Below are 25,108 nucleotides of genomic sequence, written 5' to 3'. Positions count from 1 at the left end.
ATTTTATTGAAAATATAAATTTAAACGGAGTCCGGGAAATGAATGGTCCTTATTTTTCGTTTTTCAGGGTTTCGTCCAGTTTGTAAACAAATGAAAAAATTTCGGCAACGGTTTCATAAAGCGCCTCCGGTATCTGATCGTCAACCGTCAAATGGCGCATTAATTCGACAAGGGTTCTGTCTTCCTGAATGGGAACCCCAGCCTTCTCAGCTTCTTTTATAATATTTTCCGCCACGTGCCCCCTGCCTGTTGCGACAACCTTCGGGGCTTGGTCTTTCTGCCGGTCGTAATGCAGGGCGACAGCTCTTCTTAACGGCGTTTGCTCTTTCATATTTTCACATCCACTTTTCTTCCGCCGTCTTTTTCTATAAACTCTTCCACAAGAGCGCTCTGGTCTTTCGGGCGCCGTTTTTTAGCCGTGACGCCTGACAGGCTGAAGCCCGTTTCTTTTACGGCTTCTTTTAAAGCCGGTACGAGAGGGTCGATGGCCGCCTGAAGCTCAAAATCAGTCTCAACCGTAATGGTCATTACATTTTGCTGAATCATGCAGTCCACAACGGTTTCTTGCAGTGTTTCAAGGTGCAGCAAAAACAGGAGCCTGCAATGTGACGGATCGAGTTTTCCGTCCGGCTTCTTCCGTCCTTTAAAGAGAACTGTGATGTCATTCTCATACGCGGACGCTCCCAGCGGAAATGACAGCACCATCTGCGTAAAAGAAGGGTTATGCTGCTCAATAAACAGCTGGCCGTTTAATTTATGAATAAGCGGTTCCGCCTCTTGTTTAACGGATTGGGGCGCTTCTTGAAGCGTCCGGACGGCTTGGAGGGCTGTTTTCAGCGCTTGTTTCTCCGGCTGCGGAGACACGCCTTTTTCAAGCGCTGTAATGAATGATAATTCATCACGTGTGCCCAGTCCTTTTTTGATTTTCTGCAAAAGGCTTAATACATCATGTTTTTCTGCATATTTCAATTCGGTGAGCTGAGCGGCTTTTTCGAAAACAGCCGCCTCCTGTTCTGTCAGATGTGCGTTTTGAAGAACAGGTGCTGTTTTCAATGTTTTTTCTTGAGAAATGAAAGCCTTAATGATCTCCGCCGTTACTTTTACGGGACGGTTTTCAGTTTTTTCTGCCGATGTCATTAATTTCTCTATAATCTGTTTTGCCGTTTTTTCAGGAAGTTCCGGATTTGCCCGTGCACTCGGAGGAGAAGGCTGGCTTGAGACTGCCTTTCCGTTTTCACGAGTCTCTCGGACAAATGGTGATTGTTTTGATTCCGTCCGTTCTCCTTCATCCATCAGCCCGGTTTCTGAGAGCGGCATGCGTGCAGCCTCGGCAAGCTTCTTCAGGAGACGTTCTGCATGAAGATCCGTTTCCGCGTTTAACACGTCAGAAACCGCCTCTTTGAGCACAGACAGCTCTTTTGCCGATTGCGGAGCCTGATTGATTGCCTGAAGCAGTCCTGAGAGGAGGCGCCGGGTCGGAACCGGATATTTAACGGCATGAATGGCTGACAAGACTTCCGGATGTGCGGGCAGTTCCCGTTTCAGCGCAAATACGATTGTTTCCGCCGCTTTTTTCAATTCGGCGGCCGGAAGCGATTCAGCCCAGCGGATGCAAGCTTTGAGGCTGTTTTCCGTCATCGGCAGCTTCTGCTGCATAAACGTTTCGGCAATCTGCAGAGACACAGGGCCTGGTTTGACAGAAAGAGCGTTTAACAGTCTTCCCGCCACTTCCTGAACGGTTTTCGGGCTTCCTTCGAATTGGTCGATGACATGAAGCCGGCCCGTTTTTTCCGCCGGCTGTTTGTCATAAGAAAACCAGTAATACGCCTGCGGGCGAAGGGCGGTTTCAAGTTTTCCCTGCATCGTCCGGCCGCCGATTTGGATAAGAGCGCTTTGATCGTCCAGCAAACGGAGAACCTTCCCTAACAGCAGCCTTTGAGCGCCGCTGTCTTTACCGCCGTCTTGCCGGTCCGGAGGGATTTCCGCCGTCAGCTGTCTGAAAGCCGCTTGGATTTCGCCGCTTATGTTCATGTCTTAAGCCTCTTTTCTAACAATAAGATTGAACGGGAGCGAACGTTTTTCGGTGAATAGTTGTCGGTCCGTATGCCTGAAGAGCTTCAAGATGTTCTTTCGTTCCGTAGCCTTTATTTTTTTCAAAGCCGTACATGGGGTAGGTTTTGGCGTACTCAGCCATGAGACGGTCCCGCGTTACTTTTGCGATGCAGGCTCCGGCGGCAATTGACACGCTTTTGGCATCCCCTTTTATAACTGATGACTGCGGAATGTCAAGCGGAAGGGTCATGGCATCAACAAGCAGATAATCAGGTGTTTCCGTTAAAGCATTGACGGCTTTTACCATCGCCAGTCTCGCGGCCTCATAAATGTTGATCCGGTCAATGACGTCCGCATGGACAATGCCGACTCCTACAGCCGCCGCTTCTTCCGTGATCCGGCTGTAATACTCCTCGAGCTTCTTTTCCGACAATTTCTTCGAGTCCGTGAGACCGAGAATCTCGCATTCTGCCGGCAAAATGACGGCGCCGGCGACAACCGGTCCGGCAAGCGGCCCTCTTCCGGCTTCGTCAACACCCGCAATCAGGCGGAAGCCCTTTTTGGATGACAGTCTTTCGTATGCCGTCATGTTCAGCCATTGCTCTTTAAGAGCTTTTTCCTTCGCGTGCTTTTTCAGCCATTGCTCTAAAAGCGTCTGTACGCTTTTTCTCGGGTCTTTCTCACATTGGGCAAGGAAGGGGTCGCTTTCGTCCCTGACCTCTTGCAGGCGTTCTTTTACGCTTTTTACGGTTAATGTATTCACGTTCTCTTCTCCCTTACATTATGTATATCGGTATTCTGCGGAAAAAATAAAGACCCGCATCGCTGCGCGTCTTTATTCTGATGGTGTTTCAAATGAAAGCCTGCCGAATTTTTCCGTCCGGATGTCCCGAATGATGACTTCCGTTGTTTTATCATAGTCAACCATTCCGCCGCCCATCAAACAGCCGCGTTTTTCACCGATCGCGTCGAAAAGAGCGGCGATATCCTCAGGGATTTCCTGAAGTCCGTAGCGCTCCTTCAAGCGGTCGGGATAATGCTCTTCCAGAAAGCGCAGCCCGAAGACGGCCACATCCTGCAGGTTGATAATCGTATCTTTAATCGCCCCGGTGATCGCCAGACGCAAGCCGACAAGCTCATCTTCAAATTTAGGCCATAAAATTCCCGGTGTATCGAGCAGCTCTAATTCCTTGCCTACCTTTACCCACTGCTGTGAAGTGGTAATGCCGGGCCTGTCTCCCGTCTTGGCAATGTTTTTTTTGGCCAGCCGGTTAATGAGCGTAGACTTGCCAACATTCGGAATGCCGATGATTAATGCGCGGATTGCTCTCGGCCTAATGCCCTTTGCTTTCATTTTATCGAACTTATCCTTCAGCAGCTCTTTTGAGGACGGCACGATTTGATGCAGTCCCTGCCCGTTAACGGAGTTTATTGAAAGAGAGGGAATGCCCTGTTCCTGAAAGTGGTCCTTCCACTGAGCAGTCACAGCCGCATCCGCCTTATCGGCTTTATTTAAAAGCATAATGCGCGGCTTATTTTTTAAAATCTCCTCAATCATCGGATTTCTCGATGACATCGGGATTCTCGCATCCACCAATTCGTATACGATATCAATTAATTTCAGTTTTTCTGTTACTTCCCGTCTCGCTTTAGCCATATGGCCTGGGAACCATTGAATGGTCATGTGACTTCGACACCTGCCTTATTTACCGGAACCGGATGTTCCGATGATCTCTTATGTATTTTACGTTGCTTGTTCTGCTTTTACAAATTTCATATAAAAAAAGAGCCTGTTACGGGTAACAAGCTCTTTTCGTTCGTTATCATTATCGTCTGATTTCTTTAATACGAGCCGCTTTTCCGCGAAGTTCACGCAGGTAGTAAAGCTTAGCGCGACGTACTTTACCGTAACGTACAACTTCGATTTTCGCGATTTTTGGTGTGTGTACAGGGAATGTACGTTCAACGCCAACACCGTAAGAAATCTTACGAACTGTGAACGTTTCGCTGATTCCACCACCACGACGCTTGATCACAACACCTTCGAAGATCTGGATACGCTCACGGTTACCCTCAACAACTTTTACGTGTACACGTAAAGTGTCACCAGGACGGAACGCAGGAAGATCAGTGCGAAGCTGTTCTTTTGTGATATCTTGAATTAGTTTTTGCATCGTTTTCAACTCCTTCCAACAGATGCTCTTGGCCACAACTGCAAGGCACAGCGGAACATCGTTTTCAAGCTTCTGAAGGATAAGCCTCCTTAAGCCACAAGTAGTATCTTATCATATCTTCATCGCCTGCGCAATAGAATCTATTCGTTTTCCCACTCGGAAATCCATTTTCTTTGCTCATCAGTGAGAGGATAGTTTTCAAGAAGATCGGGACGTCTTAAAAAGGTTCTTCTGATTGATTCTTTATTGCGCCATTTTTGTATTTTTGCATGGTTGCCCGACAGAAGGGTCTCAGGCACTTTTAAGCCTCTATAATCTGCAGGCCTCGTATAGTGCGGATGCTCTAAAAGCCCCGTGCTGAAGGAATCCTCCACGTGGGATGCTTCTTTTCCGAGGACGCCCGGCAAAAGCCTGACAACGCTGTCGGCAATCATCATGGCAGGGAGCTCTCCCCCGGTCAGCACAAAATCCCCGATGGAGATTTCATCAGTGACAAGATGTTCCCGGATCCGTTCATCATACCCTTCATAATGTCCGCAAATAAACATGAGATGTTCCTCTTGTGCCAGCTCCTCGGCTTTCTTCTGCGTATAACGCTCACCTTGCGGGCAGACGAGAATAATGCGCGGCTTGGCGTCCGTACCGGCTGTCAGCTTTTCAACCGCATCAAATACAGGCTGCGGCTTTAACACCATCCCGGCTCCCCCGCCGTACGGGTAATCATCAACCGTTTGGTGTTTATTATCCGAAAAAGCCCGGAAATTGATGACGTCAAAACGGACAGCCTCTTTTTCCTGTGCTTTTTGCAGAATGGAGGAGCCGAGCACCCCTTGAAACATTTCGGGAAACAGTGTTAAAAAGTCGATTTTCATTCGTCTATTAACCCTTCCATTACATGAATCTTAATTTTCTTCTCATTTATATTAATATCCTTTACCACAGAAGCAATATACGGAATGAGCGCATCTTTTTTGCCTTTTCTTGCAACCACCCATACGTCATTAGCCCCTGGCGTCAAGATTTCCTTCACTGTGCCGATCAGTTCCCCGTCTTCTGACACAACCTCGCAGCCGATGATTTCATGAAAATAAAATTCATCTTCTTCAAGCTCTCCCAAGTCTTCTTCAGGGACTTTGATCACCATGTTTCTTAGGTGTTCGACTTCATTGAGACTCGGCATTTCTTTGAATTGCAGCAGGTGAAACTGCTTGTGAAGCCTGTGGGCGCTGACCGTTACTTTGATTGGCTCCGCAGCCCCTTCCGCAAACAAATAGAGCGTATTGCCGGGCTTGTACCGTTCTTCGGCAAAGTCCGTTTTAGAAATGACCCGCACTTCGCCTTTAATGCCGTGGGTATTTACAATTTTGCCTACATTAAACCATCTGTTTGTCATATTATCACCTCGGGCGGATTTCAATTACTACCCCGTCTTTTATGACGATGGTATTTGCCGCTGTTTTTTCATGCCAGTTATCACCGACGTTGATTGAAAGCAGCGCATCGATCTCCTTTTCCTTCACTTCGCTTCCAAGCGGGAGCGACTCTGTCTGGCTTATTTGGAAATCGATCATTTTGATTTTGTCTTGTCTTTTCTCAATGGCTTTTTTAAAAGATTCCGCTACATCGGGATTCTGCTGATCTTTTTCATGTTTTCTAAGCTGAAAATAGAGCTGGCTGCATTCTCGTTCAAGCGTTTGCTTTTTTTCTGCAAAAGAGGCCAAAAGCTTTTCCTTGCTTTGCTCGGTCAGAACCTGCATAACGGTTACTCTGTGAATAATCTGCATAGGACCAGACTCCCCACTCTTCCAACATATTTCTGTTCATTTGCCTTTTTTACGTGTAAAAAAAGGGGAGGTGCCGGCCCTCTCCCTTTTTCAGTCAAATATTTCAAATTGAACTTTCTTAGAAGACTGTGCGCCAGCTGCAAAAACGACGGTTCGAATCGCTCTTGCAGTCCGGCCTTGCTTTCCGATAATCTTACCGGTATCTGACTTATTGACAGATAAGCGCAGCGCAATCTTTTGATCAGTCTCTTCCTTTGTGACCGTTATGTCTTCCGGATGGTCGACAAGCGGAGCCACAATGCTGACAATCAAATCTTCCAAGTTCTGATCAGTCATTACTTGCCTTGTTTAGCGTTGTGGAATTTTTCCATAATTCCTTGGCTTGAGAACAAGTTGCGGACTGTATCAGAAGGTTTAGCTCCTGTTTGAAGCCATTTAAGAGCAAGCTCTTCGTTGATTTTCACTTCAGCCGGCTTTGCAACCGGGTTGTATGTGCCGACTGTTTCGATGAAACGGCCGTCACGCGGTGAACGAGAATCTGCTACAACAATACGATAGAAAGGAGATTTTTTTGCTCCCATACGTTTTAAACGAATTTTTACTGCCATTTTACTAGCACCTCCGAAAATATTTCAACAAGATAGTATATTAACAATGATAAAAGTGTTTGTAAAGTGTTTTTTCTTAACAACGGTTTTATCATGTATAACCGATTACATAAAAGGTAATTTAAAGCCTTTTTTCTTCCCTTTTGTCATGTTGGTCATCTGCTTCATCATTTTTTTCATTTCCTCAAACTGCTTTAAAAGACGGTTGACTTCCTGAACGGATGTTCCGCTTCCTTTGGCAATCCGCTTCCGCCGGCTGGCGTTAATGATATCCGGCTGTTCTTTTTCAAGAACAGTCATTGATTTAATGATCGCTTCCACATGATTCAGCTGTTTTTCATCGACTTGGATGTTTTTTAAGCCTTTCATTTTGCCTGCGCCAGGCATCATTTGCAGCAGTTCGTCAAGAGGCCCCATGTTTCGGACCTGGCCGAGCTGCTCCAGAAAATCATCCAATGTGAAACTCATCGTTCTCATTTTCTGCTCAAGCTCTTTGGCTTTGTCTTCATCAACGGTCGCCTGAGCTTTTTCAATCAAGGTCAGCACGTCACCCATTCCGAGAATCCGGGATGCCATCCGTTCAGGATGGAACGCTTCAAGAGCATCGAGCTTTTCTCCCATTCCGGCGAATTTAATCGGCGTTTCGGTGACCGCGCGGATAGAAAGCGCCGCACCTCCGCGGGTATCCCCGTCAAGCTTTGTTAAAATGACGCCCGTTAAACCGAGCTGGTCATTAAAGCTTTTGGCGACGTTTACCGCATCCTGACCGGTCATTGAGTCGACGACAAGGAAAATTTCCTCAGGATTTGCGACTTCCTTTACACCGGAGAGCTCATCCATCAGTTCATGATCGATGTGCAGCCGTCCGGCGGTATCTAAAATCACATAATCATGATGCTCTTCCTTCGCTTTTTCAATCGCCTGTCTGGCAATTTCCACCGGGCTGACCTGATCGCCAAGCGAAAAGACCGGCATATCAAGCTGTTTCCCCAGGGTTTCCAGCTGTTTAATCGCGGCGGGGCGGTAAATATCCGCAGCCACGAGCAGCGGTTTGCGGTTATGTTTTTTGCGCAGCAGGTTGGCAAGCTTCCCCGTGGTTGTCGTTTTACCGGCACCTTGGAGCCCGACCATCATAATAACGGTCGGCGGGCGTTTGGCGACGGCAATTTTGCTTTCTTCGCCGCCCATCAGCTCGGTAAGCTCTTCTTTTACGACTTTAATAACCTGCTGACCGGGTGTCAGACTCTGCATAACGTCCTGTCCGACAGCCCGTTCACTTACTTTTTTCACAAAATCCTTTACGACTTTAAAGTTAACGTCAGCCTCAAGAAGCGCAAGACGAACTTCACGCATCATCTCTTTTACGTCTTGTTCGCTGACTTTTCCTTTTCCGCGGATTTTTGAAATCGTCTTTTGCAGTCGGTCGGCTAATCCTTCAAATGCCATTGTTTGCCGCCTCCTAATCTAATTTCTCAAGCGCTTCAATCAGAGCCGTCATTTTTTCCTCTTCCTGCAACCCGGAAGCAAGCTCTTTCAGCTTTGTAAACATTTCTTTACGCTCCTGAAACTTTTTAAAAAGGAGCAGTTTTTCTTCATATTGTTCAAGCATCGCTTCAGTCCGTTTGATGTTATCGTAAACGGCTTGCCTTGAAACGTCATACTCTTCGGCTATTTCACCAAGGGAGAAATCGTCCAGATAATAAAGCGACATATAGCTCTTTTGTTTTGACGTCAGCAACGACTGATAGAAGTCAAATAAATAGTTCATTCTCGTCGTTTTTTCGAGCGACATTTGAGCTCTCCCCTTTGTTAAGTCAAATCCCTTTACAAAAACTTAGTTTACATGGTTTCAGAGCGTGTGTCAAGTTTTTATCTTGTCAAAGCAGGATGCTCTTTTTACATAATAAGTTTTTTCAAAAAAATTCATATAGACCGTCGTTAAAATACTCGAATTCTTGTTTTGATACACGATAGCGGCAATAGCCTTCGTAAAAAGCATTGAGGCATGCTTCATTTGTGACAAAATGACTGATCGCTAATGATTCATCATATCGCGGATCTCCCGCCGATATTCCCGCAGCATCGATAAACAGATAGACCTCTCCGTCTTTCACCAGCACATTATCAGTCGTGCAGTCACCGTGTATCATTGTCTGCTGAACAGGAACAGGCCTGTACCTGTCCAATTCCTTCAAAAGCTCTGCACTTCCTTCAGCCTGTCCTTTTTTGACATATTCCCCGGCTCGTTTGATTTGCAGATCGAGCCAGTCTGATTCCGGCTGTAAACCAGAGACCATTTCGGTTTCATGCAGCCGTTGCAGAAACTGGCCGAAACTTTTGATCAGCTTTTTCTTTTCAGTATCTCCTTTTGCTTTTCTTAAAGCAGAAGTCAGGGTGATTCCATCCTCAAATGACATTACGATATGGCTGGCATGCTGTTCCTGTATCATCCCATAATAAATAGGAACAGGCAGACGACGAGTTTCCGTCAGTTTTTGTAAAACGAAGGCTTCTCTCATTAACCATTCCCGATACTTCTGTTGAAAAGAACTTTTCAGCAGAAATGCGTCTTGGCCGGCCACTATTTTTCGAACGGTTGAAGTGCCTCCCTGTTCATCCAGCAGCGACATATGGTTTATCGCTCCGACCTTACTTTCCAATTCAGCTTTCAGCCATTTGTCCAACAATTGCCCCCTCCATTCCGATCTATCAATGCGTATAAAAAAACGAGTATAAAACCGTCCATTTTATACTCGTTTTTTATTCATTAATCCTCGGCTTTTTCAACTAAATCAGAAAAGAGACCATATACGTAAGATTCTGCATCAAACCGCTGGAGATCGTCAACCTTTTCTCCGAGGCCGACCAGTTTCACGGGGATGTGAAGCTCATTGCGGATCGCCAAGACGATACCGCCTTTTGCGGTGCCGTCAAGCTTCGTTAACGCGATACCCGTCACATTCGTCGCTTTGGAGAATTCTTTCGCCTGCGCCATCGCATTTTGGCCTGTCGTCGCGTCCAGCGCAAGGAGAACCTCATGCGGAGCCTCAGGCACTTCGCGTTCGATGACGCGTTTGACTTTTTCAAGCTCTTTCATTAAGTTTACTTTATTCTGAAGGCGGCCGGCCGTATCACAAATCAGCACATCCGCTCCTCTTGCTTTAGCCGCGTGTACGGCATCATAAATAACCGCAGCAGGGTCGCTTCCGGCAGCCTGTTTAATGACAGGCACGCCTGTACGCTCCCCCCACACTTCAAGCTGTTCAATCGCCCCGGCTCTGAAGGTGTCTCCGGCAGCGAGCACAACGGATTTGCCTTCATTCTTCAGCTTATGGGCAAGTTTTCCGATCGTTGTCGTTTTTCCGACGCCGTTTACCCCGACAAGCAGAATAACGTTCAGGCGCCCCTCCTGAATATTTAATTCAGAAATCTGTTCGTCGCCGCTGTTATAAATGTCGACAAGCTTTTCAGAAATGACGGACTGCACTTCCTGAGTATCCTGGATGTTTTTCAGCTTCACTTCTTTTTTGAGCTCATCAATCAGCTCCATAACGGTTGTAAAACCTACGTCAGCGCCAATCAGCACTTCCTCAAGCTCCTCGAAGAAATCCTCGTCGACTTTCCGGTAGCGGGAGACGAGTTCGTTCACTTTATTTGAGAAGGAATTTCTTGTTTTTTCAAGACCATCTTTAAATTTTTCAGAGACGGAGTCTGTCTGTTTCGTGATTTTCTCTTTTAATTTTTTAAAAAAGCTCATCTTTCAACCTCTTTCCTCGTTACTGAACGAATTCTTTTGTTTCTTCCAGTTTGACCGAAACCATTCGGGAAACGCCGGATTCCTGCATCGTAACACCGTAGAGGACATCCGCTTCTTCCATGGTGCCTTTTCTGTGGGTGATGACGATAAACTGGCTGTCGCCGCTGTATTTTTTTAAATATTGCGCAAACCTGAATACATTGGCTTCATCAAGCGCAGCTTCCACTTCATCAAGGACGCAGAACGGCACGGGCCTTACTTTCAGAATGGAGAATAAAAGGGCAATGGCAGTCAGCGCCCGTTCTCCCCCTGACAAAAGATTTAAGTTTTGCAGTTTTTTGCCCGGAGGCTGCGCGATAATGTCCACCCCGGAATTAAGAAGATCATTCGGATCAGTCAGCTTCAGTTCAGCCCGTCCTCCTCCGAATAAAGAACGGAACACGTCATTGAATTGAGAACGGATCTGGACAAACGTTTCATGGAATCGCTTCGTCATTTCAGAATCCATTTCTTCAATGACTTGAAACAGTGTGTTTTTCGCTTCCGTCAGGTCATTTTTCTGCTCTGTTAAAAACTGATACCGTTCGTTTACTCTTTCAAATTCATCGATGCTGCCGAGATTGACCGTTCCGAGCTCTTCAATTGAAAGCTTGATCAGTTTGACCCGTTTTCTCGCCTCTTCAGGCTCGAGTTCGAGCTGATATTGTTCTTTTGCTCCTTCAAAGGATAAGCTGTATTCCTCGCGTAAATACTGCAAGAGATTATCAAGCTCAACTTCCATCCGGCCGAGTTTTACCTCTTCATCTTTCAGAATGTCTGTTTTTTGCTTATACAGACGCTTCATCTCTTTCAGTTCAAGCTCGTTCGTATCAAGAGCCCGCTGGAGCTTCACCCGCTGGTCGCGCCGGCTGGCGATCAATTCGATCGTTCTCGTTTTATCGTGAAGCTTGTGATGGGCTGCTTCTTCAAGCTGCTCCTCACCGCTTGTGCTGGACGTCATCTCTGAGGTCAGGAGGCTTAAATCTTCCCGTGTTTCTTTCAGAGCGAGCTGCGTTTCTTCAAGCTCTTTTTTCAGCCGTTTGAGGTTGTCTTCTTCACTCGAACACGCCTGTTCTTTTTTCGCAGCAGCCACTTTACATTCCGTCAGTTCATGAGAGAGCGTTTCTTTTGTTGAGGATAGGGTCTGCTTTTGTTTTGTCAGCCTTTCCATCTCTTCCTCAAGCTCTTTCAGCTGGCCGGATGCCTCACTCAGCTGTTCTTCCAGAGCTGATTTGCGCGTCTCTTTTTCCCGGCTGCTTTCGGTCAGTGATGCTTTCTCCTGATCGTAAAGCTCCAGATGGGTATTGATGTTCTTTTCAGCGACTTCGAGTTCATACAGCCTGCCTTTTACATCCTGCTGCTTTGTTCTGAAAGCTTCACCGTCTTCACGGAGACCGCTCAGCGTATGTTCAAGCTCTTGAATGGCCTGCTTCAGCGTTTTGACCTCTTTTTCGAGCAAAGCTGTTTTTTCTTCCATTTCGGCAAGCCGCGCAGTCACCGTCTCAAGCTCACGGCTTCTGCCGAGCAGAGAATTGTTTTTCTTTTTGACCGCGCCGCCTGTCATTGATCCGCCTGGATTGACGACATCGCCCTCAAGCGTCACGATGCGGTAGCGGTGCCCGAGAAGCTTGGCCAGTTCATTCGCACCTTTTAAATCTTCAGTGATCAGCACGGTGCCGAGAAGGTTTTGAATGACATTCCGATACGCGGCATCATATGTGACAAGCCCGCTCGCTGTGCCGAGGAAAGACGGATGCTTCTGAGCCATCTGTTCATCACGGGTTTGGAGCTGGCGCGGTTTCATAACCGTAAGCGGCAGGAACGTCGCGCGGCCGAATGAATTCTGTTTTAAATATTGAATCGCTTTCCGCGCCGCCTGCTCGTCGTCTGTGACAACGTGCTGCGCCGCTGCGCCGAGTGCAATCTCGATCGCCGTTTCATACTTTTGTTCGGTGGCAATCAGTTCGAGAACGGCGCCGCGGATGCCGCCGAGCTTCTCTTTCTGCTTCAGCACTTCTTTTACGCCTTGGTAAAATCCTGAAAAATCGCCTTGCATCGTTTCAAGCATATCTTTTTTGGATCTGGCCTGCTGGACGAATTGATATGCCTGATACAGCGCAGATTCTTTCTTTTCATATTGGCGTTTTTTCTGTTCATATGCTGTCTGGACTTCGCGAAAGCGGACGACCTGATTGTGAATATCCTCTTCAACGGCAGCCAATTCTTCTTCGCACGCCGCTTTGCGGACTGCAATATCGTTACGTTCTTCAAGATATTTTTCATTGTTTGCGGTCAGTCTCGCCTGCTGGACCGCAGATTGGGACATCTGGTCATCTAAAAGCTGCAGCTCGTTGCGAATCGACGCCTGGCTGTTTAACAATTCAAAGTAATCGCTTTTTAATTGTTCAATTTTCTCTTCTACATTTTCATTATGCAGACTGAGAGCCTGCTGCTTTTCTTTCACTTGGGCGTTTAACCGCTTCACTTCCGCACGCAGCTTATCATAGACGGCAGACTGTTTTTCAATGTCGGCTTTCAGTTCGGCTTCTTTGTTCGTGTAATGTGTAACGGATTCCTCAAGCTGTTCCCGGTTTTGCGCGGCATTTTTTTTGCGCTCTTTCAGCACTTCTTTCCGGCCTTCCAGCTTTTCCAGCTCTTCACTTGTCACGAGCAGAACCTGCTGCAGTTCGTTGACGGATTCATCAAGCGCGTGGATTTTATCTCTCGTCTCTTCTATCATCGCTTCTTTTGCGGATAGAGCCGATGATTCCACCAATTCTTCTTCTTTAGCAGCCTGCACCTTGTCTTTTAAACCCGACCATCTGCCATGCAGTTGTTCGATGTCAAAGGCGGTAAGGGCAATTTCGACATGCTCAAGCTCTTTCTTTTTTTCTAAGTAGTCTTTGGCGATTGATGCCTGGATTTTCAGCGGTTCGACCTGATCTTCAAGCTCATGGAGAATATCTTCCACCCTGTTTAAGTTATCCTGCGTCTCAAACAGTTTGTTTTCCGCTTTTTTCTTTCTTGTTTTATATTTCAGCACGCCGGCCGCTTCTTCAAAAATACTGCGGCGGTCTTCCGCTTTGCTGCTGAGAATCTCTTCGACTTTCCCCTGGCTGATAATAGAGAATGCTTCTTTTCCGAGCCCGGAGTCCATAAATAAGTCAATGATGTCTTTCAAACGGCACTGCTGATTGTTGATGAGAAATTCACTCTCTCCGGAACGGTACACCCGTCTCGTCACGCTGACTTCGTGATAATCGATCGGGAGAAAATGATCTTCATTATCAAGCGTTAACGTGACTTCGGCAAGGTTCAGCCGCTTGCGCGAATCACTTCCCGCAAAAATGATATCTTCCATTTTTCCGCCCCGAAGCGAGCGGGCTGATTGTTCGCCGAGCACCCAGCGGATGGCTTCGGTAATGTTGCTCTTTCCGCTGCCGTTCGGACCGACAACGGCCGTGACGCCTTTTACAAAGTCAACGGATATCCGTTCTGCAAATGATTTAAATCCTATAACGTCTAAACGTTTGAGGAACATCCCAGATCCTCCTTATCGTATAAGTATCTCAATATTATCATAATCACCCGCTTATATCAGGCGCAGACATACTGAAATCCCCCTAGGGATACAGGGGGATTTTATTGTTTCGTATGATGTTTTTGCAATTTTGCAAGAGCTTCCTGTGCCGCATGCTGCTCGGCTTCTTTTTTGGAACGTCCGTTCCCGATACCGAGCGCCTCACCTTTAAGAGAGACTAGCGCCTCGAATTCCCGGTTGTGGGCAGGCCCTTTTTCATTGAGAATTTTGTACTCAAGCGATCCTTTTCCGTCCCGCTGTACAAATTCTTGAAGCTGGCTTTTGAAATCCATCACATGAGAAAAAGCACCATCGTTTATTTTAGGGAACACGTACACTTTCAGGAATTGCTGAACCGGGTCAAGGCCCTGATCCAGATACAGTGCGCCGATAAACGCTTCAAACACATCCGCTAAAAGCGCAGGACGCTTTCTGCCGCCCGTCATTTCTTCTCCTTTTCCCAAGAGAACAAGATCGCCGAATGACAATTCATGGGCAAGTGAGACGAGTGACGGCTCGCATACGATAGCGGCTCTCAGCTTCGTCAAATCTCCTTCACTCATGGCCGGGTATTTGGCAAATAAGAATTGGGAGATCGTCAGTTCCAAAACAGCGTCACCTAAAAATTCAAGCCTTTCATTGTCTTCATACGGCTTTTTCCGATGCTCATTCACATAAGATGAATGTGTAAATGCTTGATACAAAAGTTTCTCGTTTTGAAAATGAACCGAAATCCGTTCTTGGAACTCTTTAAATTGCTCTATTTTTTTATAGAACTTTTTTTTATCTTTAAAATGTGAGTGTTTTGACATAGTAACCTCCATAGGCACATCAGGTTCACCGCGCTCCCCGCCGTAAACGGAATCGGCAGCGCGTACAGCGTCAGACGCCGGTAACCGAACGATTAAAGGGCTAAAGCCCCGCTGTCAGGCGGGACTTTTAGCATCAGCTTATTGCTGGTTTTGTATGTAGTTCACAGCGTCGCCGACTGTTGCAATCTTTTCAGCATCTTCGTCAGAAATCTCCATATCAAACTCGTCTTCAAGTTCCATAACAAGCTCAACTACATCTAGGGAATCAGCACCTAAGTCTTCCTTGAAAGAAGCTTCAAGTTTGACGTCAGCTTCATCAACGCCAAGGCGGTCTACGATGATTTTCGTTACACGCTCTAATGTATCTGCCATAGCAATTCACCTCCCCTCAAGTATTATAGAGGATTCGTTTTTAAAAAACTAGAGAAACTAGGATGAAATTTTAAAAACAAATCTTTACATCACCATTCCGCCGTCAATATGAAGGGTTTGGCCCGTCATATAACGCGATCCTTCAGAAGCAAGGAACGTAACAACGCTGCTGATATCGGAAGGATCACCGAAACGCGCGAGCGGAATCTGCTTCAGCATTTCATCTTGGACTTCTTTAGAAAGCTTGTCCGTCATATCCGTGGAAATAAAGCCCGGAGCAATGGCATTGACCGTAATATTGCGGCTCGCAAGCTCTTTGGCTGATGACTTCGTTAAGCCGATTACACCGGCTTTTGCCGCCACGTAGTTTGCCTGGCCGGGGTTTCCGCTGACGCCGACGATTGATGATACGTTGATAATCCGGCCGGAGCGCTGTTTCATCATCTGTCTTGTCACGGCTTTCGTGCAGTTGAATACACCTTTTAGGTTAATGTTAATGACATCATCCCATTCATTTTCTTTCATTCTCATCAGAAGATTGTCTTTTGTGATCCCCGCATTGTTCACGAGAATGTCGATTGAAGAAAATGCAGCGACAGCCTCTTTCATCATGTTTTGTACTTCTTCGGGATTTGATACATCGGCTTTTACCGCGATCGCGTTTCGGCCCAAAGATTTGATTTCATCTACGACTTCGTTCGCTTTCGCTTCATTCCCGGAGTAGTTGACTACTACGTTACAGCCGTTTTTCGCAAGATCAAGCGCGATCGCCCGCCCGATTCCGCGGGACGCTCCCGTTACCACTGCTGTTTTTTCATTAAGCATCCTGATTCTCCTCCTTCAGCGTTTGAATCGCCAGTTCGATGGTTTCATGGTCAGAAACCGCGATTGTTTTAAGGCGGCGGTTCACTTTTTTCACAAGGCCTGAAAGCACTTTTCCCGGCCCGATTTCAACAAACGTCGTGACGCCTTCGTCAATCAGTTTGTTAATGGTTTCTTCAAAGCGAACAGGTGAGTACAGCTGTTCGATCAGTTTTTTCTTGATATCGTCTTTTTCTGTCATAACGTCAGCCGAAACGTTTGAAATCACGGGAACAGCCGCATTTTTTAACTCACAGGCGCTGAGCACCTCCTCGAGTTTTTGCGCTGCCGGCTTCATTAATTCAGAATGGAACGGTCCGCTTACTTCTAATGGGATTGCCCGTTTTGCTCCGTTGTTTTTCGCTTCTTCTGAAGCCAGCTCCACGCCTTTTGCCGTTCCGGAAATGACGATCTGGCCGGGGCAGTTCAAGTTTGCAAGCTGTACGAGATGACCGTTTTCCGTCACTTGATCCGTCACCTTTTTCAAGGACTCCGCATCCATTCCGAGAATAGCGGCCATGGCGCCTTCTCCGGCCGGCACAGCTTCATTCATGAATTCTCCCCGTTTTCTTACCGTGTAAACGGCATCTTTAAATGTCATCGCTCCCGCCGCAACAAGCGCCGAATATTCTCCGAGGCTGTGGCCGGCGGTGAAATCAGGGGTGATGCCGGATTCTTTAAACTTTTCCAATACGGCGATGCTCGTTGTCAACAGCGCAGGCTGCGCATTGTATGTAAGGGTTAATTCTTCAGCGTCGCCTTCAAAAATGAGCGAGCTCAGCTTTGTTTCAAGCGTTTCGTCCGCTTCATCAAAAATACGTTTTGACACTTCTTCGCGTTCGTACAGGTCTTTTCCCATACCGATATATTGTGATCCCTGTCCGGGAAATAAAAATGCAATCTTACTCATGATGCGGTAACCTCCAGACTACTCATCTGTTTTTTCTTCTTTTACTTCTTCTTCTATAAATGCGGCCACGTTTTGGCTGACCATTTCTCTCGCCTGGCGCAGCGCATGGTAAACAGCGCGTGCGTCAGAAGAGCCGTGCGCTTTAACGACGGGCGCTTTCAAACCGAAAAGACTCGCCCCGCCGTACTCAGAATAGTCCATTTTCAGTTTCATTTCCATCAGCTTCGGCTTCAGCACTCCCGCTGCGAGCTTAGAAACAAAACTTGAAGTCAGTGTATCTTTCAGCATTTTGAAAATCGATAACGCTGAACCTTCCAATGTTTTCAACGTGACGTTGCCCGTAAAGCCGTCTGTGACGATGACGTCAGCAGCGCCTTCGAGCAAGTCTCTCGCCTCAACGTTTCCGACAAAATTCACGTTTGTTTCTTTTAATAATTCAAACGTCTTTTTTGTCAGGTCGTTTCCTTTCTTTTCTTCCGTGCCGACATTTAACAATCCGACGCGGGGCGAGCTGATTCCGAGAACCTGCCGGGCATATACAGATCCCATAATTCCGTACTGGACGAGATGCTCCGGTTTGGCATCGACATTGGCTCCCACGTCCAAAAGAAGGAAACCGTCGCCTGAAACGGTCGGAAGCGTCGGCGCAAGCGCAGGCCGGTCGATTCCTTTAATTCTGCCGACGATAAACAGTCCCGCTGTCATGAGTGCGCCCGTATTCCCCGCTGAGATGCAGGCGTCCGCTCTGTTTTCAGCCACTTCCTGCGCCATCAGCACCATAGAAGAGTTTTTCTTTCTGCGTACGGCGCGGACCGGTTCATCCGTCGGTTCAATCACTTCATCGGCGTGCAACACAGTGATGCGGTCTGATGTTGTTGGCAAGTGTGATTCTATCGTTGTCTTGTCACCGACCAGCGTAATATGAAGATCGTCAAATGCCTCAATACTCTTCATTACTCCGTCAATAACAGCTTTGGGTGCGTTGTCGCCTCCCATTGCATCTACAGCTATTCTCATGCATGCTCCACCTTTATGATTGTTTTGAACGGTACATGTCAAAGCTGCCGGAGAACACGACTTCTTCTCCCACATAGCTGTTGACTTCAACTACCGTTCTGCCTTTTTCTTTTTCGACTGCCGTCACTTTGGCTTTCGCAACGACGCGCTCGCCTTCTTTCACCTGTCTTGTAAAGCGGATATTTGCGCTTGCGGTCAGCGCCAGCTCATCATCAATGACGGCTACGGCGAGTGAGTTCGCCTGCGCAAACAAATGATGCCCCCGCGCAATTTGATTGCGGCTGAAGACATGCTCGCGTCTTACTTCTAATATGGAAATGGCCTGGCCGTCAAGCTCCAGATCAATAATTTCACCGATCACTTCGTCTAAAGACAGTGATTTCACTTCATCATCAAGCGTTTGTTCTGCCACGTTTTTAATTCTTTCCCTCAGCTCCGGTATTGAGAGCTCTAAGCGGTCTAAACGGATCGTCTGAATGCTGACGCCGAATTTCCCCGCTAATTCTTCATCTGTGATGAAGGGTGTCGATTTGATCGTCTGCTGCAATAATTTTTGGCGTTCTTTCTTGCTTCTTCTCATCTGTAAACACCATCCGGACAATTAAGACTAGGTACTAATAGTAGTATATAATCTCATAGTTTGGAATGCAATGATTGTTTTTTGAAAGCCGCCGAATTTTGCAGAATCAGCTTAATTTCTCCCCTTCCAGGACGCCGCTTGAAAGTAATTGACCGCGCAGCATGCGGTATTCGTCATCTTTCCAAAAAGCCTCTGAAGACACCAGATTGGCCGCATCCTGGCGGGCCGTTTCCAAAGCTCTGTAGTCATGAACCATATCCGCCACCTTGAACTCGGGCATACCGCTCTGTTTTTTTCCGAAGAAATCACCGGGGCCGCGCAGTTCAAGGTCCTTTTCAGACAGTTCGAAGCCGTCGTTTGTCTCCGACATGATTCTCATCCGTTCCTTCCCGGTTTCGGATTTCGGATCTGCCATCAAGATGCAGAAAGATTGGTGATCTCCCCGCCCGACCCGGCCGCGGAGCTGATGGAGCTGAGATAACCCGAAACGGTCGGCGTCATAGATGACCATAATCGTCGCATTCGGCACGTTCACGCCGACTTCTACGACGGTTGTTGATACAAGTACCTGACATTGATTGGCGCTGAATTCTCTCATCACCTGATCTTTTTCATCAGAATGGAGCTTCCCGTGCATCAGGCCGACATTCCATTTACCGCGGTAAACGTCAGACAGCATGTTATATACGTCAATCGCATTCTGTACATCCAGTTTATCCGACTCTTCAATGAGCGGGCAGATAACATAGGCTTGCTTTCCCTGCTTCAGCTCTTTTTCTATAAAAGCCAAAATCCGCTCCAGCATGTCGTGTTTCACCCAATACGTTTCGATTTGTTTTCGCCCCGCGGGCATTTCATCTATCACGGAAACATCCATTTCTCCGAAGACGGTAATGGCCAGCGTTCTCGGAATCGGAGTAGCTGTCATAAACAGCACATCCGGATCCTGACCTTTATTCTTGAGTTTTTTGCGCTGTTCGACCCCGAACCGGTGCTGCTCGTCCGTAATAACAAGGCTCAGCGCTTTGAATTCCACTTCATCCTGGATTAAAGCATGGGTCCCTACTAAAATATCAATCTCTCCGAGAGCAAGCCGCTCCAAAAGCTCCCTGCGCCGCTTTCCTTTGACAGAACTCGTCAAAAGCGCGATATTTACATCTTCATTTGCAAACAACGATACGAGAGAATCCGCATGCTGTTCGGCCAGAATTTCAGTCGGCACCATTAATGCCCCCTGATACCCCGACAGAATCGCAGCGTACAAAGCGATGGCGGCGACGGCCGTTTTCCCTGAACCGACATCACCTTGCAGCAGACGGTTCATTCGGTAAGGGGATGTCATATCAGCGGTAATTTCCCGAAGCACGCGCGTCTGTGCGGTTGTGAGCGAAAACGGCAGGCTGTCTGTGAAAGCGGCGAGCTTTTCAGCAGGAAACACATGGCTGATGCCTTTTGACTGTTCCCTTTCCGCTTTACGGAACGCCTGCATTTTCAGCTGAAATAATAAGAATTCCTCGTAAACAAACCGGCGTCTTGCCTGCTGTAACGATTCCCTCGTTTCAGGCTGATGCATCGTCTGCAGGGCATGTTTGTAATCAGGCAGCTTGTAGCGGATTCTCAATTTTTCAGGAAGCGGATCGGCCGCACTGTCCAAATGATGCTGCAGCGCTTCCTTAATAAACCGTCTCATCATTTTTACGGTGACGTTTTCTTTAACAGAATAAACAGGCTCAATGCTTTTATCTTCTTGATGAGGACCGTTTTTTAATTCCTGCACGGAAACGGTCTGTCTGTGTTTATCCCATTTCCCGGATATCGTGACGACAGAACCTAACGTCAGTTTCTTTTTTAAGTAGGGACGGTTAAAGCAGACCGCGGTAATTAAATAATTGCCGACAAGCACCCTGAATGTCAGCCTGTTTCGTTTTTTGCCGTAATAGGTAAGAGAAGGTTCTGAATGAACCTTCCCTTCTACCGTCACTCTTTCTTCATGTTTTACTTCTTCTAAATCCCTCAGCTCATAGTCATCATAACGGTAAGGGAAATAATTCAGAAGATCAGAAATGTCATAGATACCAAGTTCGTGCAATGTTTTTTCTGTTTCCGGCCCAATGCCCTTAATTTCCGCTATACTAGTTTGCTGATGGTGTGTCACTTGATTTCAGCGCTCCTCCGAAAATTTTTTTCTCTAATTCTCTTCCCGTCGGTGTCGCGGCTAAACCGCCTTGTCCCGTTTCACGCAGTGCTGTCGGCATTGTCTGGCCGATTTTGTACATCGCGTCAATCACCTCATCGCAAGGAATGCGGCTTGTAATCCCGGCCAGCGCCATATCCGCCGCGATCATTGCGTTGGATGCTCCCATTGCGTTTCGTTTGACACACGGCACTTCTACCAATCCGGCGACCGGGTCACATACGAGACCGAGCATATTTTTCAGTGTAATCGCCATTGCTTCCGCTGATTGCTGAGGCGTTCCGCCCGCCATTTCCACAATCGCAGCCGCTGCCATGCCTGATGCTGACCCGACTTCCGCCTGACAGCCTCCTGCCGCTCCTGAAATACTCGCATTATTTGCTACGACAAAACCGAACGCGCCGGCTGTAAACAGAAAACGGATCATTTGTTCTGTCGTAGGGTGCAGCTTATGCTTTACGGCGAATAACGTTCCCGGCACGACCCCGGCAGAGCCGGCAGTCGGTGTAGCGCAGATCGTTCCCATCGCCGCATTGACTTCATTTGTCGCCACAGCTTTAGAAACGGCGTCTAAAATCAGATTGCCCGACAGGCTTCTTCCAGATTGGATGTATGCCTGAAGTTTCACGGCATCTCCGCCTGTTAAACCGGTCTGACTCGTGACGCCCTTCAGCCCTTTTTCAACAGCTGCTTCCATGACGGAGAGATTGCGCTCCATTCCTTGAAAGATTTCTTCCCGCGTTTTTTGCGTCACTTCCATCTCTTGCGTGATCATCACTTCCGAAATCGGAATTTGTTTTTCTTGAGTGATTTCTATTAACTCTTTTACATTACGAAACATGTCATTTTCCTCCTGACTTTTTAGTCAGCTATCTTAGTAACCTGTATAATATTAGGAAGTGTTGAAAGCTCGTCAAGCACTTCTTCTTCAATATTCTGATCGACCTCAATCGTCATCAGCGCAAGCTGGCCGACGTCCTTACGCGCCACTTCCATATGTCCGACGTTGATGGAGAATTTCGCAAGCACATTGGCAACGCCTGCAATCGTGCCGAATTTATCATTGTGAACGACTAAAATAGCCGGATGGTTTCCGGACAGACGCAGCTCAAAGCCGTTGAGCTCCGTGATTTCTATTTTTCCGCCGCCGATGGAAATACCGGTAAGGGCAAGCTCTCCCTCCTCATCAGAAATGACGATACGCGCCGTATTCGGATGAACGGGCACGGCATCCTCTGTACGGAACTCTACATATATGCCCTTCTCTTCCGCAATTTGAATCGCTGTTTTAATCCGCTCATCAAATGTATCAAAATCAAGCAGGCCGCCGATAATCGCGACATCAGTGCCGTGACCCTTATACGTCTCCGCAAATGATCCGTAAAAAGACACAACGATCCGGCGGGGCTCCCGCCTGAATAAGCTTCTGGCCACTCTGCCGATCCGGGCGGCGCCTGCGGTATGTGAACTGGACGGACCGATCATTACCGGGCCGATAATATCAAAAACGCTTCTATACTTCATGCTGGTTTGCTCCTCCTTAACATCACTTCATTCAGCGCTTTTCTTTAGACTAATTGAACATTTCTCAATTGGCAAGCAGGCACACTGCCGCACTGCCGCAGGTAAATAAAGGCATAAGAATAGAAGGGCCTGATAAGCCCTTCTATTCTGCCGCAAATATATATGGATACAGAGGCTGTCTGCCGTTATGGATTTCAACCTCGATATCTTCACAGACGCTTGCAATATACTCAGCGAGTTTCTCAGCTTCTTCTTCCGGCGCGTCCTCTCCGTACAGGATGGTGACGATTTCATCTTCATCCCCGATCATTTCATCCAGCAGCAATTTCGCCGCACTTATCCGATCTTCGGCGCTGCCGATAATTGAACTGTTTAAAATGCCGATAAAATCACCTTTTTTAATATCTTTGCCGTCGATATGGGTGTCTCTGACTGAATATGTCACCTGTCCGCTTTTCACATTCCGGATGGCCTCAAGCATATTAGCTTCATTTACGTCAGCCGGCTGGTCAGGGTTAAACGCAAGCAGGGCAGTCATGCCTTGAGGGACCGTTTTTGCCGGAATGACAATGACATTTTCTTCAGCCACGCTCGCCGCCTGATTGGCAGCCATCACAATATTGGAATTGTTCGGAAGAATGAAAACCGTCTCCGCATTGACAGACTGAACGGCTTCAACAATATCTTCCGTGCTCGGATTCATTGTCTGGCCGCCTTCGATTACGTGTGAAGCGCCGATGCTCGTAAACAATTCAGAAATGCCCTCTCCCATTGCCACAGTCACGATGCCAAAAGGCTTGCGGGCTTCTTTCATAACGCCGGCCGGCTTTTTTTCATCATGTTCTTGGCTGATGATTGAAGTATGCTGTTCCCTCATGTTTTCAATTTTAATTTTAATCAAATCGCCGTAACGCTGTGCGAGATTGAGTACGTTCCCTGGTTCTTCGGCATGAATATGAACTTTCGCAAGCGTATCATCAGCCACGACCAGCAATGAATCGCCGAAACGGCTCAGTTCGTTTCTGAACGTCTCTTCCTTGAACGTCCGTTTATCTTGATCCAGCCTCACCATCACTTCCGTACAAAATCCGAATTCAATGTCTTCTGTACTCAGCATGCTCTGCGCGCTTTTATGATGCTCGGCATTCACCATATCATCGAGTGCCGGAAGAACCGCTTTTTTCGGTACGGCCTCTCCTTTTAAAGCAGCCAAAAAGCCTTCATATACACAAAGCAGACCTTTTCCGCCGCTGTCAACGACACCGACGTCCTTTAAAACAGGAAGCAGATCCGGCGTGCGGTTCAGCGACGCTTCCGCTTCTTCAATAACGGCCTCCATGACCGAAATAATATCGGTTTCTTCTTTGGCCGAGGCGACCGCTTTTTTAGCCGCATCCTTGGCCACGGTTAAAATCGTTCCTTCAACCGGTTTCATGACCGCCTTATATGCCATATCCACTCCCGCTTGGAGTGCTGCGGCAAATTCTTGGGCGTCTATTTGATTTTTGTTTTCAATGCTCTTTGTGAAACCTCTGAACAATTGGGACAAGATCACCCCTGAGTTTCCTCTCGCTCCCATAAGCAGGCCTTTTGACAAGGCGATGCCGACTTTGCCGATGTCGGGTGAGTCAATGTGCTCTACCTCTCTTGCACCGGATGACATCGATAAATTCATATTTGTTCCGGTATCGCCGTCAGGCACGGGAAACACGTTCAGCGCATCCACCGCGGACGCGTTTTGAGACAATGTCTCAGCCCCCGCCAGAATCATTGCCGCAAAAGCTCTCCCATCTAAGTTTCGTCTAGACAATACTCATCCTCCTCACTACGGGTTCGTTACTCGTACGCCTTGGACATAAATATTTACAGAATCAACTGCAAGTCCGATTGTTTGATTTACTGTGTATTTTACCTTCGTCTGAACATTGTGGGCTACTTCGGATATTTTAGTGCCGTAGCTGACAATAATGTACATGTCGATATGTATTTGTTCGGCTTCCTGACGGACATGTACGCCTTTTGCGAAGTTCTCTCTCCGGAGGATTTCAGACAAACCGTCTTTAATCTGGTTTTTTGAGGCCATCCCCACTATTCCGTAACAGTCAATGGCAGCGCCTCCGGCAACCATTGCGATGACTTCGTTGGATATATCAATCTGTCCGTATTTTGTCTTCATTTCAATGGACACACAGGTTCCTCCTTCAGATGCATAGAGTTATCATTATTCTACTATATGTATCCCATTATGAAAAGAAAAGATACAGACAGCGGCCTTCAGCGCGGAAATGTGATTGGTTTTACATGTCAAGTGATTTTTCTTGAAAGTAAGGGAAACAATAGTTGCAAACGGTTTTTAGCTGTGGTAAATTATTTAAAGTATTGTATAACGAAAGCATCTGAGACACTATGTTTGAAAAGATGTTTCGCGCAGTTAGGAGGGAAACAAATGGCACGTAAATGTTTTATTACAGGTAAAAAAACAAAAGCCGGAAACAACCGTTCTCACGCAATGAACGCTTCTAAGCGTACTTGGGGCGCCAACCTTCAAAAGGTCCGCATCCTCGTTGACGGCAAACCTAAAAAAGTATATGTATCTGCCCGGGCTTTAAAATCCGGTAAAGTTGAGCGTGTATAAGCAAAAATGAACGCCTGCCCTTTTATGCGGCAGGCGTTTTTTATGCGTTCAAAGAGGGCAATTTCAGCTTCTTGGGCTTACTCTTTTCTAAATGAGCCCAGCATCGCCCGGACAATTCCTCCTAAAAACTTCGGCAATTTAATGGTATAAAATTTCATTTTGTCCCCTCCTATAAGTCCCGTATCCGCTGCGTTCATCACTTTAGGATT

Annotated in this window: 28 protein-coding genes; 1 reads left to right on the top strand and 27 read right to left on the bottom strand. The window is 47.1% G+C overall.

What is annotated here, in order from left to right; genetic code table 11:
- Positions 1 to 49: 49 nt before the first annotated feature.
- The 26 genes from BR62_RS0115820 to BR62_RS0115695 all read right to left on the bottom strand — a co-directional run bounded on the left by BR62_RS0115820 (position 50) and on the right by BR62_RS0115695 (position 24,452).
- Positions 50 to 331, bottom strand: a complete 282-nt coding sequence (locus BR62_RS0115820; protein WP_015239847.1) for a FlhB-like flagellar biosynthesis protein — start codon at positions 329 to 331, stop codon at positions 50 to 52.
- A complete protein-coding gene (locus tag BR62_RS0115815) occupies positions 328 to 2,031 on the bottom strand; it encodes a hypothetical protein (RefSeq protein ID WP_032871461.1) in 1,704 nt (567 codons plus the stop codon). The genes BR62_RS0115820 and BR62_RS0115815 overlap by 4 nt, the downstream gene beginning before the upstream one ends.
- A 16-nt stretch (positions 2,032 to 2,047) precedes the next feature.
- Positions 2,048 to 2,815 (bottom strand): ribonuclease HII, encoded by a 768-nt coding sequence (locus BR62_RS0115810; protein ID WP_007611398.1) that lies wholly within the window; start codon positions 2,813 to 2,815, stop codon positions 2,048 to 2,050.
- 72 nt (positions 2,816 to 2,887) lie between these two features.
- Positions 2,888 to 3,736, bottom strand: a complete 849-nt coding sequence (gene ylqF, locus BR62_RS0115805; protein ID WP_007611396.1) for a ribosome biogenesis GTPase YlqF — start codon at positions 3,734 to 3,736, stop codon at positions 2,888 to 2,890.
- A gap of 142 nt (positions 3,737 to 3,878) precedes the next feature.
- The gene (gene rplS, locus BR62_RS0115800) at positions 3,879 to 4,226 is read right to left on the bottom strand and encodes a 50S ribosomal protein L19 (RefSeq protein WP_003154288.1); all 348 of its coding nucleotides are present in this window, start codon (positions 4,224 to 4,226) and stop codon (positions 3,879 to 3,881) included.
- Between the two features lie 140 nt (positions 4,227 to 4,366).
- The gene (gene trmD / locus BR62_RS0115795) at positions 4,367 to 5,098 is read right to left on the bottom strand and encodes a tRNA (guanosine(37)-N1)-methyltransferase TrmD (protein ID WP_007409764.1); all 732 of its coding nucleotides are present in this window, start codon (positions 5,096 to 5,098) and stop codon (positions 4,367 to 4,369) included.
- A complete protein-coding gene (gene rimM / locus BR62_RS0115790; protein WP_003154290.1) occupies positions 5,095 to 5,619 on the bottom strand; it encodes a ribosome maturation factor RimM in 525 nt (174 codons plus the stop codon). Before rimM ends, trmD begins: the two co-directional genes overlap by 4 nt.
- A 4-nt stretch (positions 5,620 to 5,623) precedes the next feature.
- A complete protein-coding gene (locus tag BR62_RS0115785) occupies positions 5,624 to 6,010 on the bottom strand; it encodes a YlqD family protein (protein WP_003154291.1) in 387 nt (128 codons plus the stop codon).
- Positions 6,011 to 6,100: 90 nt separating this feature from the next.
- Positions 6,101 to 6,346, bottom strand: coding sequence for a KH domain-containing protein (locus BR62_RS0115780; RefSeq protein WP_007611392.1), 246 nt, complete (start codon positions 6,344 to 6,346; stop codon positions 6,101 to 6,103).
- On the bottom strand, positions 6,346 to 6,618 hold the full coding sequence (rpsP, locus tag BR62_RS0115775) for a 30S ribosomal protein S16 (RefSeq protein WP_003154296.1): 273 nt from the start codon (positions 6,616 to 6,618) through the stop codon (positions 6,346 to 6,348). The genes BR62_RS0115780 and rpsP overlap by 1 nt, the downstream gene beginning before the upstream one ends.
- 105 nt (positions 6,619 to 6,723) lie before the next feature.
- Positions 6,724 to 8,064 (bottom strand): signal recognition particle protein, encoded by a 1,341-nt coding sequence (ffh, locus tag BR62_RS0115770; protein WP_007409763.1) that lies wholly within the window; start codon positions 8,062 to 8,064, stop codon positions 6,724 to 6,726.
- 13 nt (positions 8,065 to 8,077) lie between these two features.
- The gene (locus tag BR62_RS0115765) at positions 8,078 to 8,410 is read right to left on the bottom strand and encodes a putative DNA-binding protein (protein WP_003154299.1); all 333 of its coding nucleotides are present in this window, start codon (positions 8,408 to 8,410) and stop codon (positions 8,078 to 8,080) included.
- Between the two features lie 121 nt (positions 8,411 to 8,531).
- Complete coding sequence (locus BR62_RS0115760) at positions 8,532 to 9,302, bottom strand: phosphotransferase family protein (protein WP_020955815.1); 771 nt, start codon at positions 9,300 to 9,302, stop codon at positions 8,532 to 8,534.
- Positions 9,303 to 9,385: 83 nt separating this feature from the next.
- The gene (gene ftsY / locus BR62_RS0115755) at positions 9,386 to 10,375 is read right to left on the bottom strand and encodes a signal recognition particle-docking protein FtsY (protein ID WP_032871459.1); all 990 of its coding nucleotides are present in this window, start codon (positions 10,373 to 10,375) and stop codon (positions 9,386 to 9,388) included.
- A gap of 19 nt (positions 10,376 to 10,394) precedes the next feature.
- Positions 10,395 to 13,955, bottom strand: a complete 3,561-nt coding sequence (gene smc, locus BR62_RS0115750; protein WP_032871458.1) for a chromosome segregation protein SMC — start codon at positions 13,953 to 13,955, stop codon at positions 10,395 to 10,397.
- 101 nt (positions 13,956 to 14,056) lie between these two features.
- On the bottom strand, positions 14,057 to 14,806 hold the full coding sequence (gene rncS, locus BR62_RS0115745) for a ribonuclease III (RefSeq protein WP_007409760.1): 750 nt from the start codon (positions 14,804 to 14,806) through the stop codon (positions 14,057 to 14,059).
- 138 nt (positions 14,807 to 14,944) lie between these two features.
- A complete protein-coding gene (gene acpP / locus BR62_RS0115740) occupies positions 14,945 to 15,178 on the bottom strand; it encodes an acyl carrier protein (RefSeq protein WP_003154310.1) in 234 nt (77 codons plus the stop codon).
- An 84-nt stretch (positions 15,179 to 15,262) separates the two neighbouring features.
- Positions 15,263 to 16,003 carry a 3-oxoacyl-[acyl-carrier-protein] reductase gene (gene fabG, locus BR62_RS0115735; protein WP_032871457.1) on the bottom strand — a complete coding sequence of 247 codons (741 nt, stop codon included), beginning with the start codon at positions 16,001 to 16,003 and terminating at the stop codon, positions 15,263 to 15,265.
- Positions 15,996 to 16,949: an ACP S-malonyltransferase gene (fabD, locus tag BR62_RS0115730; protein ID WP_032871456.1), complete on the bottom strand. Its 954-nt coding sequence runs from the start codon at positions 16,947 to 16,949 to the stop codon at positions 15,996 to 15,998. The genes fabG and fabD overlap by 8 nt, the downstream gene beginning before the upstream one ends.
- Positions 16,950 to 16,967: 18 nt before the next feature.
- A complete protein-coding gene (gene plsX, locus BR62_RS0115725) occupies positions 16,968 to 17,966 on the bottom strand; it encodes a phosphate acyltransferase PlsX (RefSeq protein ID WP_007409758.1) in 999 nt (332 codons plus the stop codon).
- A gap of 13 nt (positions 17,967 to 17,979) precedes the next feature.
- A complete protein-coding gene (gene fapR / locus BR62_RS0115720; protein WP_003154320.1) occupies positions 17,980 to 18,546 on the bottom strand; it encodes a transcription factor FapR in 567 nt (188 codons plus the stop codon).
- A 106-nt stretch (positions 18,547 to 18,652) separates the two neighbouring features.
- Complete coding sequence (gene recG / locus BR62_RS0115715; RefSeq protein ID WP_032871453.1) at positions 18,653 to 20,701, bottom strand: ATP-dependent DNA helicase RecG; 2,049 nt, start codon at positions 20,699 to 20,701, stop codon at positions 18,653 to 18,655.
- The gene (gene sdaAA, locus BR62_RS0115710; RefSeq protein ID WP_012117539.1) at positions 20,679 to 21,581 is read right to left on the bottom strand and encodes an L-serine ammonia-lyase, iron-sulfur-dependent, subunit alpha; all 903 of its coding nucleotides are present in this window, start codon (positions 21,579 to 21,581) and stop codon (positions 20,679 to 20,681) included. The genes recG and sdaAA overlap by 23 nt, the downstream gene beginning before the upstream one ends.
- Positions 21,582 to 21,601: 20 nt before the next feature.
- The gene (sdaAB, locus tag BR62_RS0115705; RefSeq protein ID WP_032871450.1) at positions 21,602 to 22,264 is read right to left on the bottom strand and encodes an L-serine ammonia-lyase, iron-sulfur-dependent subunit beta; all 663 of its coding nucleotides are present in this window, start codon (positions 22,262 to 22,264) and stop codon (positions 21,602 to 21,604) included.
- Positions 22,265 to 22,406: 142 nt separating this feature from the next.
- The gene (locus tag BR62_RS0115700) at positions 22,407 to 24,074 is read right to left on the bottom strand and encodes a DAK2 domain-containing protein (RefSeq protein WP_025284718.1); all 1,668 of its coding nucleotides are present in this window, start codon (positions 24,072 to 24,074) and stop codon (positions 22,407 to 22,409) included.
- Positions 24,075 to 24,089: 15 nt separating this feature from the next.
- Positions 24,090 to 24,452: an Asp23/Gls24 family envelope stress response protein gene (locus BR62_RS0115695; protein WP_003154327.1), complete on the bottom strand. Its 363-nt coding sequence runs from the start codon at positions 24,450 to 24,452 to the stop codon at positions 24,090 to 24,092.
- Positions 24,453 to 24,710: 258 nt separating this feature from the next.
- Here BR62_RS0115695 and rpmB point away from each other — a divergent pair, with 258 nt between their 5' ends.
- Positions 24,711 to 24,899 (top strand): 50S ribosomal protein L28, encoded by a 189-nt coding sequence (gene rpmB, locus BR62_RS0115690; protein ID WP_003154328.1) that lies wholly within the window; start codon positions 24,711 to 24,713, stop codon positions 24,897 to 24,899.
- Positions 24,900 to 24,976: 77 nt separating this feature from the next.
- On the opposite strand, the gene spoVM is transcribed toward rpmB, so the two are convergent.
- Positions 24,977 to 25,057, bottom strand: a complete 81-nt coding sequence (spoVM, locus tag BR62_RS0115685) for a stage V sporulation protein SpoVM (RefSeq protein ID WP_003154329.1) — start codon at positions 25,055 to 25,057, stop codon at positions 24,977 to 24,979.
- Positions 25,058 to 25,108 lie beyond the last annotated feature (51 nt).

This window comes from Bacillus sp. UNC69MF, from assembly GCF_000746035.1.
GTDB classification, from domain to species: Bacteria; Bacillota; Bacilli; order Bacillales; family Bacillaceae; genus Bacillus; species Bacillus velezensis.
The sequence above is the reverse complement of the archived record's forward strand: the minus strand, read 5'-3'. Positions and strand labels throughout refer to the sequence as shown.

Bases quoted from the DNA above. Each gene is read 5' to 3' on its own strand.
- BR62_RS0115820 (WP_015239847.1), bottom strand. From the start codon at position 331: ATGAAAGAGCAAACGCCGTTAAGAAGAGCTGTCGCCCTGCATTACGAC.
- plsX (WP_007409758.1), bottom strand. From the start codon at position 17,966: ATGAGAATAGCTGTAGATGCAATGGGAGGCGACAACGCACCCAAAGCT.
- sdaAB (WP_032871450.1), bottom strand. From the start codon at position 22,264: ATGAAGTATAGAAGCGTTTTTGATATTATCGGCCCGGTAATGATCGGT.
- ylqF (WP_007611396.1), bottom strand. From the start codon at position 3,736: ATGACCATTCAATGGTTCCCAGGCCATATGGCTAAAGCGAGACGGGAA.
- sdaAA (WP_012117539.1), bottom strand. From the start codon at position 21,581: ATGTTTCGTAATGTAAAAGAGTTAATAGAAATCACTCAAGAAAAACAA.
- ftsY (WP_032871459.1), bottom strand. From the start codon at position 10,375: ATGAGCTTTTTTAAAAAATTAAAAGAGAAAATCACGAAACAGACAGAC.
- acpP (WP_003154310.1), bottom strand. From the start codon at position 15,178: ATGGCAGATACATTAGAGCGTGTAACGAAAATCATCGTAGACCGCCTT.
- trmD (WP_007409764.1), bottom strand. From the start codon at position 5,098: ATGAAAATCGACTTTTTAACACTGTTTCCCGAAATGTTTCAAGGGGTG.
- rplS (WP_003154288.1), bottom strand. From the start codon at position 4,226: ATGCAAAAACTAATTCAAGATATCACAAAAGAACAGCTTCGCACTGAT.
- fapR (WP_003154320.1), bottom strand. From the start codon at position 18,546: ATGAGAAGAAGCAAGAAAGAACGCCAAAAATTATTGCAGCAGACGATC.
- rpsP (WP_003154296.1), bottom strand. From the start codon at position 6,618: ATGGCAGTAAAAATTCGTTTAAAACGTATGGGAGCAAAAAAATCTCCT.
- fabG (WP_032871457.1), bottom strand. From the start codon at position 16,003: ATGCTTAATGAAAAAACAGCAGTGGTAACGGGAGCGTCCCGCGGAATC.
- smc (WP_032871458.1), bottom strand. From the start codon at position 13,955: ATGTTCCTCAAACGTTTAGACGTTATAGGATTTAAATCATTTGCAGAA.
- rimM (WP_003154290.1), bottom strand. From the start codon at position 5,619: ATGACAAACAGATGGTTTAATGTAGGCAAAATTGTAAATACCCACGGC.
- BR62_RS0115785 (WP_003154291.1), bottom strand. From the start codon at position 6,010: ATGCAGATTATTCACAGAGTAACCGTTATGCAGGTTCTGACCGAGCAA.
- BR62_RS0115780 (WP_007611392.1), bottom strand. From the start codon at position 6,346: ATGACTGATCAGAACTTGGAAGATTTGATTGTCAGCATTGTGGCTCCG.
- BR62_RS0115815 (WP_032871461.1), bottom strand. From the start codon at position 2,031: ATGAACATAAGCGGCGAAATCCAAGCGGCTTTCAGACAGCTGACGGCG.
- fabD (WP_032871456.1), bottom strand. From the start codon at position 16,949: ATGAGTAAGATTGCATTTTTATTTCCCGGACAGGGATCACAATATATC.
- rncS (WP_007409760.1), bottom strand. From the start codon at position 14,806: ATGTCAAAACACTCACATTTTAAAGATAAAAAAAAGTTCTATAAAAAA.
- BR62_RS0115765 (WP_003154299.1), bottom strand. From the start codon at position 8,410: ATGTCGCTCGAAAAAACGACGAGAATGAACTATTTATTTGACTTCTAT.
- ffh (WP_007409763.1), bottom strand. From the start codon at position 8,064: ATGGCATTTGAAGGATTAGCCGACCGACTGCAAAAGACGATTTCAAAA.
- spoVM (WP_003154329.1), bottom strand. From the start codon at position 25,057: ATGAAATTTTATACCATTAAATTGCCGAAGTTTTTAGGAGGAATTGTC.
- rpmB (WP_003154328.1), top strand. From the start codon at position 24,711: ATGGCACGTAAATGTTTTATTACAGGTAAAAAAACAAAAGCCGGAAAC.